Source organism: Streptomyces sp. NPDC034084 (assembly GCF_055575535.1).
This window is the reverse complement of the sequence record NZ_JBVISK010000003.1, coordinates 825,964-838,366: the sequence shown is the minus strand read 5'-3', so window position 1 is coordinate 838,366 and position 12,403 is coordinate 825,964. Positions and strand designations below refer to the sequence as shown.

Here is a 12,403-nt window from a genome sequence, read left to right as displayed (position 1 = left end):
CTGAATCACGGTGCGGGCGTTGCTGAGCGTCCTGCTTCCATCTGGTCGCGCGTTTTGTGGCTGAGTCTGATCACGGCAGTGGTGCGTCGCTGCACGGTCTTCACCGCTGCCTCGGTCCCCTGATGGCCGTAGGAGGCGCCGAAGGTCTGTGTGACGTTTTCGATGGCTCCCAGAACGGCGAGAGTGGCTGCGGTGATGGTGTCGGGGTCTGCACGCATGATCACCGTTCCATCGGGCGTCATCGTCGAGTCCTGCTGCACGAGCCACAGTGTGTTGTGTGAGGCACCGGACGATATCCGGTACCAGGCTGGAATCTGCGCCCGCTGCATCCGCAGGACGTCCACGAGGGAGACCGACAGGTTCGCCGTGGTGCCACCGTGGACGAGCCTGTTCGGCTTCCCTCGCCCGTCGAGGCCGATCGAGATGCCTGCGCCTTCGATCTCTTTTGGGTCTTCCTCGAGTCGACCTCGGCCGGCTGCAGTTTCCGGTCGGGATACAACTCGCGGGCTGCAGTCAGTTGCTCCCGGCAGCTGTCCCACCACGCCGCCGCAATACGCGTAAGCCGTGCTTCGCTGCTCGCTGCGGGGTCATACAGGTGACAGACCCTGGCCAGTCCCTCAGTGACCACGCGAGACAGCGAGACGCATGGCCCGACACGAGCGGGCACCCGGGAGGGCAACAGCTTCGTCAGCTGTCCAGGATCACGGAAGCGACTGTCCGCCAGCCCGCGTCGGTCCGGGCCCCGAGGTAGAGCACACGGACGCGCTGGAACTCCCGCCCCTGCCTGTCCTGGCGTGCCCAGGTAACTTCAATCTCTGCGGCCCGCTCGTTGAGGGCGCGCACCACCGGGTCGAGGGCCTTGCTGCCTCCATAATCGGCGTCGCGCAGTCCGCGCAGTTCGTGTGCGAGTCCTTGGGAGAGTGCCTCGGCGGAGGTGAATACGTTGTGGGCCGTCCCGGTGGTCATACTGATCGGCACGGAGAAGTAGTCGAGGAGCGGCGCGGGGTCGATGCTCCCCTTCGCCGCCAGTCCGATGAACGTCTCAACGTATCCGTCGAACCATGCCCGCGCTTCGTTCGCGACGGCGGTCAGATCGGTGTGCGTCATGATTTTGTGACCTCTCTTACAGAGATTTCAGGTGTGGGTTCCTTGAAGAGGAGTGCGCTTCGCCGTCGTGTCACCGGTCGACTGCGAGTGCCAGCCTCAGCGCTTGGTGGCGAACCGCGCCTGCCAGCCGAGGCCGAGGCGGGTCTCGGACATGGTCGCCCAGGTCGAGGCGGCGTACCGCGACCCGGTCCGGTGCGTCGAAGACTTCCACGGCCGCCTCCGGGCGGCGGACGGCGACGACGACAGTCGCGTCGACGCCCCGCAGGGCGCGCATGGCCACCAGCCCCAGTCCGGAGCTGCCGCCGGTCACGACGGCGGGCCTTGTGGTCGAGGCCCGCTAGGACCTCGGCCGCGGTGCTGTGCTCCCCGAAGCCGGAACCGATGGGCTGGCTGTGCTGCCATGATCGCCATTTCCTTGCGCGTGGAGCGTAAATGGCAACGCCATAACCGGGGAGTCCCCCGGTTAGCTAAACCGTAACCGGAGAACTCCCCGGTTGTCCAGATAGACTGGTCCCATGACAAAGGAACAGCCTTGACCGGCAAGTCGAGCGTGTTGCGCGCCGATGCCCGCCGCAACCGGGAGCGCATCCTCGAAGCGGCCGTTCGCGCCTTCTCCGAAAAGGGCCCGGACGTTGCGATCGACGCGATCGCCAAGGCCGCGGGCGTCGGCTCAGCCACGCTCTACCGCCACTTCCCCACGCGCGAGACGCTCGTCGAGGCGGCCTACCGCAACGAGCTGGCCCGTGTCTGCGACAGCGCCGCGACGCTGCTCGCCGACCACGCCCCGGACCGGGCGCTCCGCCTGTGGATGGACGACTTCATCGACTACCTGGCTGCCAAGCAGGGCATGGCGGACGCGCTGCGGGCCGCAGCCGCATCCGGTGCGGACCCCTTCGCCGAGACCCTCGACAAGCTCACCACCGCGGTCGGCAGCCTGCTGCGCGCCGGCGCCGACGCCGGTCTCCTGCGCCCGGACCTCAACCCCGTCGATGTCGGCTTCAGCCTGGCCGGCATCGGGCTGATCACCAGCGCTCCCGCCCAACGCGAACGGGCCGGCCGCCTCCTCGACCTGCTTCTCGACGGCCTTCGGTACGGAGCGGACGGGCCAGCGTCCAGCTCGTGACCGCAGCATCGGGACCGACTCCCGGTCCGCCGGCACCGCCCAGAACGTCCGGCGCGCCGCGCAACTCGGCCCACGAGCGTCGTCTTCAAGCCCCGGCTCCGCCAGGAGTTCAGGGGTGCCGGGGGAGACGTCGGAGTGGGCGGTGCGGCTGAGCAGTTGTTTGGGCGGCCCGGTGGACGGCTGCCCCTAAAGCGCGTCTGGGCACCGGGCTCCGCGCACGCCATATCGGCACAGGTTGCAAGGGCCATGAAGGATCTGAACGGTCGATCATGCCTGGTTGGTCGGCGATCACTGTTTGCCCCCTTGTACATGGCAACGCCCCCGTAGGAGCGGGTTCCGGTGACCTTGCCGGCCTTGTCGCGGTGGAGTTCGTTATCGCCGGGCAGGTAGAGGGCCGTGCCGGTGGAGTCGCGGCGGATCGAGTACGCCCGAGCTCAGGAGGAACGAGTCGTCACCGGCTGACCGCCCCCGACTCCCGACCCGCGCAGGCGAGTTGGACGGCTCCTGGCCGCTGACCGGGCTCGCGCAGGCGCGCGGACCGGTCCTCGTACCACCACACGCTGCCGAGGAACACGAGGAGTTGCAGCATGCCCCATACGATGCCGAGCGTGAGGCGTCCGTACACCTGGACCGCGGTGAGCGCGGTGGAGCAGGACAGCACGACGCCGATGCCGATGCCGAGGGGCACCGCATTGACGGTCAGAAACATTTGACGGACGTGCGTCCCGGCCGGAGCCGGGACGGAAGGGGAGCGCGCAGAACCTCCGGGCAGTAAGGGTGACGGGGCAGGTAACGGCGGGGACGACGTTCTGGCCACGGACCTCGGCGAACACCTTCGGCTCGGGTCGGCCGTCCGGTCCGTGGAGCAGAACGGAGACGGGGTCCTCGTGAACTACGTCGTCGCGGGCCGCCCCGTGCGTCTACGCGCAAAACGCGCCATCGTCTCGGCTCCGAGCGACGTCGCGTCACGGATCCTTCCCGAACTTCCACGGGCGCACCGCTAAGCGTTCGACGACATCCGCTACGGCCGGTACGTGATCGTCGGTTTCTTCACCGGGGAGGAGGGGCCGCAGCCCTGGGACGGGCTCCTGGGCGTGTCGACACCGCAGCTTGCCTTCCAGGCGATGTTCAACCACGCTGCCGCCCTGCGCAAGAACGGTCCGCGGAAGCCGGGCGGTGCGCTTGCTTGCTTCGCCGACGGTGCCTCGGCCGACGCCCTGTTCGAGCTCTCCGACGAAGAGATCGTCGCGCGGTTCTCCAGGGACTTGCTCTCGGTCTACCCCCAGCTCGAAGGGCAGCTCGGGGAGGCGATCGTGCGACGCCACCACCGAGTGGTGCCGTGCTGGGCACCCCGGGGGCGCGAGTCGCTGCCGACGCTGCGCCATCCCCTCGGACCGATCCACCTGGCCGGCGACCACCAGCTCGACATGCCGTCGCTCGCCGACGCGGCCACGTCGGGCGAGAACGCGGCGAAGGCGGTTCTGTCGAGCCTGGGCCTGTAGAGAAGGTGGACTTCGTGGGGGTCGCGGGTGGTGCGTCGGCGGACGACGTCGACGTAGGACTGGGATCCGAAACCGCGGACCACCAGGGGCCGGGATGCCGTATTCAGCGAGCCAGCCGGTGAGCACCTGGCGCAGAGTGTCCTTCTCCGCCGCGACGTACAGCGCGTGCTGTTGACCGCGGGTGCAATCCAGGGCGAACCCGTCGACGCTCTCGCGCAGGAAGGTACCCGCGTCCGGCCAGGCTGGCGGGACGTGGACCTCGCGGAGCGTGTCGACCAGGTCGGGGAAGCGGCCCTCGCGGCGGGCCTGTACGAGCCGGAGGACAGCCGCCGGTACCCGGCTCAGGGAGATCTCCCCACTAATAGGACCCCTGCCCCGCGGACGGACGCACAAGCGAGAGGCGACCCCATGGCCAGCCAGCTCCAGGCGTTTGGCAGGAGGCGGTTTGTGGTCAGCGGCGGGAGCGCCTGCGGGTGATCAGCCAGGTGCCACCGACGATGAGCAGGGCGAACACGGTCAGCCCCGCGCCCAGGGTGGTCATCAGCCACAGCCGCTCGCGCAACTTCAGTGTGCCGCTGAGGGTGACCTGGAGGGAGCCGACCGCGAAGGCGATTGCCGAAGTGAACACGGCAACGAGTTCGACGGCCCGTATGGAGGAGCGGTGCATGGCACGCTCCAGTTCAGCGTTGGCGGCGTCTTGGTGCTGCCAACGGGCCTCATGCTCTGCCTCGCGAGCCGCCCGTAGCCGGGCTTCCTGGATGGCGTCCCGCTTGACAAGGTATTGCTCCAGAAGCAGTTCGCGGCTGAATGCCCCGTGGTGGGCGAGCAGGGCCAGAGCGGCGTCGACGTGTGACAGGGCCTCCTCGTGGTCGGCACACAGGTGGTGGGCGGTGGCGAGGCGGAAACGGAACATGTGATTGTCGGGGTAGGTATTCACGGCCTCCTGCGCGAGCCGGCGCAGGAGTTCACCTTGGCCGTCGAAGGGCACCGAGAACGCCAGCCCGTTCAGGCACACATCCACCACATGCCGCGAGCGGTGCGGGGCCGCCCAGGCCCGGTCAAGGAGGTCGCGGGCGTGTTCGGTGGTCAGGGCGCGGCTGCCGAACGCCGCGAAGGAGCGCAGTGCCAGGACCACCGGCTCGTCGCGGTGGGGGCTGGCTGTGACGGCGAGGGCAGAGGTGGTGAGAACGGTGTTCAGGTCGTCGAAGGCGAAGTTCGCACGGAGTTTTCCCGCGTGGTAGAGCAGCATGGTCAGGGCCAAATCGGCGGCCTCAGGGAGGCCTACGATGCCTCGAGCCGCTTCGTCGAGCTGTTCGCGGGTCTCTATGTGGGACCGGTTGATGAATCCATTGCCAAGAGTCCACTGCTCGCGGACAGCGGAGCGGCATCCAGGCGTGGTGTGCACGGCGATCCAGCGTGCGCAGGCCAAGGCGGTGTCCGAGGACGGACTGTCCGCGAAGCGCCGCCGCCAGTAGCGGTCGGCGCAGACGAAGAACGGATCGGTCGCGAAGTCGGCAGACCGGACCTCGAAGTCGGGTTCCTGCCCGCACTCGTCCAACCGGAGGGCGGCCTCCTCGGCGATGCGACCGAGGTCGGCGGCATGAGCGCCCCCTGCCGCTGCCAGCCGGACCCGGATCTGCTCGTGCACCTGTCCCTGCGCGCTCGACGTGTCCATCGCTTCCCCCTGCGCGATCCTTCTCCCCATCGGAAACCCTACAGGTGCACGTCAACGCACCTTCGAAGGGGCGCACGCCGCTCTTGACGGTCAGCAGGGCCCATCCATGCCTTCGATCCCTTTCTTCCCCACACCGTCCAGGCAAACGAGATGGGGCGAAGAGCACGGAACCGGGAGCGGGCGACCCGGGGGGGGCGACTTCTTCGGCGACGTCGTCGGGAAGAGCGGGTGATCTGCTGCATGAGGGCGGTCGCTAACGCCGGCGTCTGGAGAAAGCTGGGCGGCACGTTGGACAGGTAGACGCGGCAGTGGGGCCTACTCATGGAAGGCGTACCAGTCCTGCTGGACCTGGCGCATGCCGCCTCGGTGCAGGCGGCGCCACCTCATGTACATCGAGTCGACCGGGCGGTGACGATGAGGTCGGCGGCTTGGCCGTCGGCGCCGCACGCCGCGCACCAGGTGCCGAGGTCCGCGTCCGAGGGCGCGGCCGCGCCCGGACTCGCCATGGCACACCACGCACACCACGGCCTCCCACGACACCCCGCGCCGCCACCGCCTGACCACAACGCGCGCCATCACCACCCGCTGGTAGTACCACCACCTCGACCACGCGGCGCTCGACATGGTCGAAACTCACTCAGTGCTGGACGAGAGCGCGGCGGGTGGTGACGAGCTGCCGCCCCCGTCCGCGAACCGTCTCTTCGCCTTCGATCCACTGCACGGACGTCCTCGGTGCCGCCTGGTTGTTCATGAAGCCCGCGATGTCGGCGTAGTACGCATGGTCGCCGCCCGGGAGCTGGTCCAGGCGCTCAGCAACGGCCGTGAACCCGGGGCTGTCGTCGCTTACGCCGCGGTGGAACGCGATGCTCGAGCTCGAGCATCGCCTCAGGACCGACGAGGCCAGCCGCGCGGATCTCGGCGCGGAGGACTTCGGCGCGACCGAGAACATCGTGATCGGCACCTGGTGGCACGGACGAGGGCGGCGATCTCGCGGGGAGGCCGTGGCACGGAGGCCAAGGCCGGTCAGGAGCTGTTCGGCGAAGTTCAGTTCGTCAGCCTGGGAGGTACCGCATTCGCCGGCGACGCGGTGCTGCTCCGCTATCGTTACGCGCGGCCTCGTAGGCCGCGGCGGCGCGGTGCATGGCGCCGTGGGGCCACCAGATGTCGCCGTCGACACGGTGCCCACGCCCGGCCCAGCCGAACGTGGGCACCCCCTCTGGCTGCCTGCTATCGAGCAGCTTTCGAAGACGGCAGTCTCGTGGTCCTGCGCCAGTGGAGTGCGGCTGTCGCTGGCCGGTGACTGGTCCACCCCTTGCGGGCTCGGATCTCTTCGCCACCACGCTCCTGCGGGTTTCGACGCGTGCCCCGGCAGTGACGCCCGGGCGCCCGCAGCTTGAACCCGGCAACGTCCTCATCGTCGGCGTCGCCCCAGGCTCGGCAGGTAGCGTCGAGGACCCCGGCCAGACGGCCACCGCCGAAGGCGTACTTCCGCCGCGTTCCCGCGCCCGTGTTACGTATGCGCACCGATGCGAAGAAGCCGTTGGCCTCCGGCACCCACCAGCCGCCGGACGGTGAGGTCGCTCCGCCGGGTCGGTGTTCGAGTCGGTGCTGACCCAGACCCGCCGTCCGCGCCGACGCCATGGGGCGCCCGGGCTCACCGTGCGAACCGGCCACGTCGCGCCCAGTGGCAGTGATCACGCTCGGCCGGAGCTTGCGAGGGGACAGAGGGCCGGGCCCGGGGTGACAAGCCGGGCCCGGACTTCCGTCAAGGATCAGTGATCTCCGGCCATCGGGTGACGCCGGCCACGGGAACCGCCCCGGGTGTCGGTACGGTCGCGGGCCGCGGACGCGGCGGCGAGAGCCAGGAGCGTGGCGATGGCTCCCGTGATGAGGTTGCTGGTGATGGAGCGGGTGTGAGCGACGTCGCCAGCGACGACCCACGGGGCGACGCAGGTCCAGATGCCGATGGCGGCCGCGGCCCAGGCCATGGAGTGGGTGCGTTCGTACGAGGTGCCGAGGCCGCCGAGGAGCAGCATGTAGGCGAGTCCGGCGATGAGGTTGGTGACGGCCAGCGTGGTGAAGCCGTTGAAGCCCACGATCCAGGGAGACGCGGCCAGGAAGAGGCCGGTGACTACGGCGAGGGCCTCGATCATCTGCGCTCGTGGGGTGGCGGCGGCCCTGTCGTGCCGGGCACGCAGTTCCATCAGGTCGGGGTGTTCTTCGATCGGTGCACGATGAGTTGACGCCATGATGACCTCCGAAAGACGTTCACCTATCGGCTACCCATAAATCCGGCATAAATAGACAAGAGGGATGAATTTTGCATCGCGGAGTGTGGGCGCCCCTCGGGTGGTACGGACGTGAGGGTCCAATCTCTATGCCGGACGGTCCCCAGCGCGGCCCGCACAGCAGTGAGGCGAGGACTGCGACGCCTCCAACGGTTCCACCGGCAGGGTGATCACGGCGTCGGCGTGACCCTAGGCGGCCAGCCGGGCGTCCTGCAGTCGGCCGATCAGGAGCAGGACCGGTGGGCACAGGAAGACGTCGTTCTTGATCTGCCGGCACGCACCCATGCCGCCTACGGGAACCACCTCGCCCTCCAGCGCGCAGGCGTCGATGCGGCACGTGTCCAGCGTCAGCGGGATCGCGGGAAGGGTCGCGCACTCGACGAACGCACCCGGCGGTCGGGAACGGAGCTGCGGCCGATGGCCGGGCGGATCCGCACCCGGGTGTCGACATCGGTGCTGAAGGGGAACCGGGACGCGCGACGTCATGGCCTTGTCGACCACCTCCGTGCCGCCGTCGAAGGCGGTACAGGGCGCTGGGCTGAACGACTTCTTCCTCAGCGGTCTCGTGCACGGCCAGCAGGTGCACCAGGCGCCGGAACGCGTCGGTCCGGGCTTCGCCCTCGGTGGTGCGGACCTCCAGGAAGAGGGTACGGATCTGGCCGTGGCGGCGCATGAGGAGCACGTCTACGGCCTCTCCGGCCCGCCGGGTCGTCGGGTCCACGTGCCCCTCCTCCATCAGCCGGCTCCTCCGCGTGGGGCCGGCCCGAAATGACTTCCGTCAGACCAGTCGATGATCGCCTCGGCCTTACGGTGCTCGATCATCCCGTACAGGTTCGCGTACCGGCACTGAATCGCCCGGATGGAGCCGGATCCCTACCAGGTGACTGCCTTCATCGCCGCCGTGGCCGTCCGGCGCATGCCGCCGGGCCCCGGGGGGTACCCGCCGGGCGCCGCACGATCGGGAGGAGATGAGGGCCATGGTGGTCCACGTCGACCGGGGGCTGAGGCCGCGTGTCCCGGACCCGCCGCACGTCCTGCGCCAGGGGGCGCACGATCAGATCCTGGGCCTGCTCATGCTGGCGGTCGCGGTGCTGCTCCTGCTGATGCCGATGGCCACGCAGGTCGGTCCGAAGGACGCGCAGGTCAACGAGATGCTCGTCGGTCTCGTCGTCGCGTTCACCGCGGGGTGGCGCATCTACCGCGGCGGTAGCCTGCGATCCGATGTCGTCGTGGGCCTCGCGGGCGTCTGGCTCCTCGTCTCGCCGTTCGTCCTCGACGCGCAGAACACCGCCGTGCTCACGGCTGACCGCATGCTCGCCATCGTGGCCGGCAGTGTCCTGATCGTTCTCAGCGTCGCGTCCGTACTGCTGTGGCGACTGGACCACGGACGGACCCGTCAGTCGACGACGCGCGGCACGACGGCCCAGACGACACCCGACGCCGCGACTACCAGGCCGAGCACGGCGGCCACGAGGCGGCGGCGCAGGAAGGCGTAGCGCCGGCTGTACTCCTCGCGGAGTTCGTCCGCGCGGGCGACGGCGGCCCGGAGCATCCGGCGCCGCACGGACAGGTGCTCCTCCGCGAACGCCCGGGCGACCTCCGCCTGCTCGTGGGGCCCCAGCCAGGCGAACCGTCGGGCGAACGCGGCACCGGCCTCGGCGGCGTCGTTCTTGGCCCGCTGGGCCAAGAGGTAGCCCTCCAGCTGTGCGATGCCGGCACTCGCCTCCGCGGCCGGTGAGTGCGGGCGGCCGACATGACACCCGGCTGTCCCGGGAGCCTCGCCGTCGTGCTGGGACCGAAACCCCGCGGAGTCTGCCGACTCCCGGCGCCTCTGCGTGGTCATGCTCCGCCGTCCTGCGGGTTCTGCCTGGCGCCGGGGTCGTCGATGACGTCCCGCTTGTGCGACCCGGAGTAGTCCAGCGCCGCGAGGCTCGGGAAGTTCAGGTCGAAGGCGGGCGACTCGGAGCGGATGCGCGGAAGGGTGAGGAAGTTGTGCCGGGGCGGCGGACAGGAGGTCGCCCATTCCAGGGAGCGGCCGAAGCCCCATGGGTCGTCCACAGTGACCCGCGGGGCGGTCTTGGCCGTCTTCCACACGTTGTAGAAGAACGGCAGGGTGGACATGCCCAGCAGGAACGCACCGATGGACGAGACGGTGTTCAGCGCCGTGAATCCGTCGGCCTGGAGATAGTCGGCGTACCGTCTGGGCATTCCTTCGGCCCCGAGCCAGTGCTGGACGAGGAACGTGCCGTGGAAACCGACGAACAGCGTCCAGAAATGGATCTTGCCGAGCCTTTCGTCGAGCATGGTGCCGGTCATCTTGGGCCACCAGAAGTAGAACCCGGCGAACATCGCGAAAACGACCGTCCCGAAGACCACGTAGTGGAAATGGGCGACGACGAAGTAACTGTCGGTGACGTGGAAGTCCATGGGCGGCGAGGCGAGGATGATCCCGGTCAGACCACCGAACAGGAAAGTGACGAGGAACCCGATGGACCACAGCATCGGGGTCTCGAACGAGAGTGACCCGTTCCACATCGTGCCGATCCAGTTGAAGAACTTCACCCCCGTCGGCACCGCGATCAGGAAAGTCATGAAGGAGAAGAACGGCAGCAGCACCGCGCCAGTGGCGAACATGTGGTGTGCCCACACCGTCACCGACAGGCCGGCGATGGCGATCGTGGCTCCGATGAGCCCCACGTAACCGAAGATCGGCTTACGTGAGAAGACCGGCAGGATCTCCGTGACGATGCCGAAGAAGGGCAGCGCGATGATGTAGACCTCGGGATGGCCGAAGAACCAGAACAGGTGCTGCCACAGCAGGGCTCCACCGTTCTCCGGGTCATAGACGTGCGCGCCGAACTGCCGGTCCGCCTCGAGCGCGAACAGCGCCGCCGCCAGCACGGGGAACGCGAACAGCACGAGCACCGAGGTCAGCAGCACGTTCCAGGTGAAGATCGGCATCCGGAACATCGTCATGCCCGGAGCACGCATGCAGATGATCGTCGTGATGAAGTTGACCGCACCCAGGATCGTCCCGAAACCGCCGAGCGCAAGCCCCATGATCCACATGTCGCCGCCGACATAGGGCGTGCGTTCCCCACCACTGAGCGGCGTGTAGGCGGTCCAGCCGAAGTCCGCGGTGCCCTGGCTGGTGAAGATGCCGCAGAAGACGATCAGGCCGCCGAACAGGAACATCCAGTACGACAGCATGTTCAGCCGCGGGAAGGCCACATCGGGCGAGCCGATCTGCAGCGGCATGATCGCGTTGGCGAAGCCGGCGAACGTGGGAGTGGCGAAAAGCAACAGCATCACCGTGCCGTGAAGGGTGAACGCCTGGTTGTACTGCTCCGCCGAAACGATCTGCAGACCCGGCCGCGCCAGTTCCGCACGGATCAGCAGGGCGAGCATGCCGCCGAGCAGGAAGAAGACGAACGACGTGATCAGATAGAGATGCCCGATCTTCTTGTGATCGGTTGTCGTCAGCCAGTCCACGACGACACTCCCCCAGCCCCTCTTCTTCACCGGCACGAGGGTGGGTGGTTCGGTGGAAACGACCATGTGGACTCCGTGAGGGGCTCAAACAGCTGGGTGGGCGGGGCGACCATAGGCCCCACCGCTCCCCGTAACCGTCCGAACACGAGCAATCGGGAACAGTCTCCTCATCACACCGGCATTGACGTGGGGATCTGCTCTCCCTTCGGCAGCAAGAGACTCCATTCGGCGGGCGTGGGGCATCAGCCGACGTGCGCCCCCACACCCCTACGCCCACGCCCACGCCGTCGCCTCGGACCGAGCCACTCGTTCCCGGGCAGAGTTTCCGGGCAGGTGCGCCGCAACGACCTGACCTCTGTGAACCTCCGCGCCTGTTTCCCCTCCGTGGAGTTACGCACACAGCTGGGCCAGGGCGCGCTGTGCGGTGCCGTGGCGGACGCCAAGGGTTTCGGTGACGCGGGCGGTGGTGATGGCGGGGTCGGCGTCGAGAAGGGACGCGGCGAGCGAGAGGAGCTGGTCGTGGGGATCTGGTCGCCAGCGTTCTTGAGGCGGCCTCCGGCGGCGGGGCGGCTGTCCTGGCGTCCCGGTAGGCGCGGATGAGGCCGCGAAGCCAGTGCTCGACGCCGGCGACGACGACCTTGTTCGGCCAGGGCGGAGGGTTTCTTGTAGGCGCTCCAGCCGGTCAGGGCGACGTCGGGTTCGGCGGCGGCCTCGCTTCGACGAGGAGGTCCTCGTCGCTGGACCCGGCGGACTACGTCTGGCCCGCCATGGTCGCCGAGATCCTTGACGACGACTGGCGGGTGGAGGAGCAGCGGCCACGCGTCGCCGCCGACGGCGGAGCCGGCGCGCCACACCGGCAATCTGGTGATGTGCGCGCGCCGACTGCGCTGAGGGCGGTCATCGGGGCTTTCTGTTCGGCACGTACTCCCCGCACGGACAGGTGCCGCTCGGCGTGAACTCGCCGACAGGGAAGTCGTCTCCCGTGCACCCTCCAGTGCCGTCCCTGTGGTCGTGGCTCTGGTGCTTGCAGGTGCGGCACCACTCCTTCGGCGCTCCGATGAAGAGCATCGGGAGGAGGGATATGAGCAGGAGCCCCGCGAGCACACCGATGATGCTGAGGAATTGCATCAGCGGGCCAACCTCCGATCCATGCGGTTAAGTTGACGGCAGGGCCCATTGTGCGTCCTGCGGGTTGCCGTGGCGTAGTCAAGGAGGC

The 12,403-nt window shown here is 68.5% G+C and carries 12 protein-coding genes and 2 pseudogenes; 5 read left to right on the top strand and 9 right to left on the bottom strand.

The window, feature by feature from the left end; translation table 11 throughout:
- Positions 1–5 precede the first annotated feature (5 nt).
- On the bottom strand, positions 6–542 hold the full coding sequence (locus ACZ51I_RS14790; RefSeq protein WP_468875505.1) for a hypothetical protein: 537 nt from the start codon (positions 540–542) through the stop codon (positions 6–8).
- A 145-nt stretch (positions 543–687) separates the two neighbouring features.
- Positions 688–1,107 (bottom strand): DUF6841 family protein, encoded by a 420-nt coding sequence (locus tag ACZ51I_RS14785; protein ID WP_468875503.1) that lies wholly within the window; start codon positions 1,105–1,107, stop codon positions 688–690.
- A gap of 532 nt (positions 1,108–1,639) precedes the next feature.
- On the opposite strand from ACZ51I_RS14785, the gene ACZ51I_RS14780 reads away from it, so the two are divergent.
- On the top strand, positions 1,640–2,230 hold the full coding sequence (locus ACZ51I_RS14780) for a TetR/AcrR family transcriptional regulator (protein ID WP_468875501.1): 591 nt from the start codon (positions 1,640–1,642) through the stop codon (positions 2,228–2,230).
- A gap of 451 nt (positions 2,231–2,681) precedes the next feature.
- On the opposite strand, the gene ACZ51I_RS14775 is transcribed toward ACZ51I_RS14780, so the two are convergent.
- Positions 2,682–2,918 (bottom strand): hypothetical protein, encoded by a 237-nt coding sequence (locus ACZ51I_RS14775; protein WP_468875500.1) that lies wholly within the window; start codon positions 2,916–2,918, stop codon positions 2,682–2,684.
- A 121-nt stretch (positions 2,919–3,039) separates the two neighbouring features.
- On the opposite strand from ACZ51I_RS14775, the pseudogene ACZ51I_RS14770 reads away from it, so the two are divergent.
- Positions 3,040–3,732: pseudogene (locus tag ACZ51I_RS14770) on the top strand (FAD-dependent oxidoreductase).
- 451 nt (positions 3,733–4,183) lie between these two features.
- On the opposite strand, the gene ACZ51I_RS14765 reads toward ACZ51I_RS14770, so the two are convergent.
- The 3 genes from ACZ51I_RS14765 to ACZ51I_RS14755 form a co-directional block, all read right to left on the bottom strand.
- A complete protein-coding gene (locus ACZ51I_RS14765) occupies positions 4,184–5,407 on the bottom strand; it encodes a hypothetical protein (protein WP_468875498.1) in 1,224 nt (407 codons plus the stop codon).
- A gap of 637 nt (positions 5,408–6,044) precedes the next feature.
- Entirely contained in the window at positions 6,045–6,368 is a 324-nt protein-coding gene (locus tag ACZ51I_RS14760; RefSeq protein ID WP_468875497.1) for a hypothetical protein, read from the bottom strand.
- Positions 6,369–7,179: 811 nt separating this feature from the next.
- Complete coding sequence (locus ACZ51I_RS14755) at positions 7,180–7,611, bottom strand: SPW repeat protein (RefSeq protein WP_468875495.1); 432 nt, start codon at positions 7,609–7,611, stop codon at positions 7,180–7,182.
- A gap of 568 nt (positions 7,612–8,179) precedes the next feature.
- Between ACZ51I_RS14755 and ACZ51I_RS14750 the strand changes: the two genes are divergently transcribed.
- Together ACZ51I_RS14750 and ACZ51I_RS14745 are read left to right on the top strand one after the other, a co-directional pair.
- Positions 8,180–8,467 carry a hypothetical protein gene (locus ACZ51I_RS14750; RefSeq protein WP_468875493.1) on the top strand — a complete coding sequence of 96 codons (288 nt, stop codon included), beginning with the start codon at positions 8,180–8,182 and terminating at the stop codon, positions 8,465–8,467.
- Between the two features lie 205 nt (positions 8,468–8,672).
- Positions 8,673–9,191: an SPW repeat domain-containing protein gene (locus tag ACZ51I_RS14745; protein WP_468875490.1), complete on the top strand. Its 519-nt coding sequence runs from the start codon at positions 8,673–8,675 to the stop codon at positions 9,189–9,191.
- Here ACZ51I_RS14745 and ACZ51I_RS14740 read toward each other — a convergent pair.
- Together ACZ51I_RS14740 and ctaD are read right to left on the bottom strand one after the other, a co-directional pair.
- Positions 9,092–9,382, bottom strand: coding sequence for a hypothetical protein (locus ACZ51I_RS14740; RefSeq protein WP_468875488.1), 291 nt, complete (start codon positions 9,380–9,382; stop codon positions 9,092–9,094). The genes ACZ51I_RS14745 and ACZ51I_RS14740 overlap by 100 nt on opposite strands.
- Positions 9,383–9,534: 152 nt before the next feature.
- A complete protein-coding gene (gene ctaD, locus ACZ51I_RS14735; RefSeq protein WP_468875486.1) occupies positions 9,535–11,253 on the bottom strand; it encodes an aa3-type cytochrome oxidase subunit I in 1,719 nt (572 codons plus the stop codon).
- 665 nt (positions 11,254–11,918) lie between these two features.
- Between ctaD and ACZ51I_RS14730 the strand changes: the two are divergent.
- Positions 11,919–12,078 (top strand): annotated as a pseudogene (locus ACZ51I_RS14730) (class I SAM-dependent methyltransferase); the annotation flags it as partial.
- A 6-nt stretch (positions 12,079–12,084) separates the two neighbouring features.
- Here the strand turns inward: ACZ51I_RS14730 and ACZ51I_RS14725 are convergent.
- Complete coding sequence (locus tag ACZ51I_RS14725) at positions 12,085–12,315, bottom strand: hypothetical protein (RefSeq protein WP_468875484.1); 231 nt, start codon at positions 12,313–12,315, stop codon at positions 12,085–12,087.
- Positions 12,316–12,403: the final 88 nt, after the last annotated feature.

Bases quoted from the DNA above. Each gene is read 5' to 3' on its own strand.
- ACZ51I_RS14755 (WP_468875495.1), bottom strand. From the start codon at position 7,611: ATGGAACTGCGTGCCCGGCACGACAGGGCCGCCGCCACCCCACGAGCG.
- ACZ51I_RS14785 (WP_468875503.1), bottom strand. From the start codon at position 1,107: ATGACGCACACCGATCTGACCGCCGTCGCGAACGAAGCGCGGGCATGG.
- ctaD (WP_468875486.1), bottom strand. From the start codon at position 11,253: ATGGTCGTTTCCACCGAACCACCCACCCTCGTGCCGGTGAAGAAGAGG.
- ACZ51I_RS14765 (WP_468875498.1), bottom strand. From the start codon at position 5,407: ATGGACACGTCGAGCGCGCAGGGACAGGTGCACGAGCAGATCCGGGTC.
- ACZ51I_RS14750 (WP_468875493.1), top strand. From the start codon at position 8,180: ATGGCCTTGTCGACCACCTCCGTGCCGCCGTCGAAGGCGGTACAGGGC.
- ACZ51I_RS14725 (WP_468875484.1), bottom strand. From the start codon at position 12,315: ATGCAATTCCTCAGCATCATCGGTGTGCTCGCGGGGCTCCTGCTCATA.
- ACZ51I_RS14745 (WP_468875490.1), top strand. From the start codon at position 8,673: ATGGTGGTCCACGTCGACCGGGGGCTGAGGCCGCGTGTCCCGGACCCG.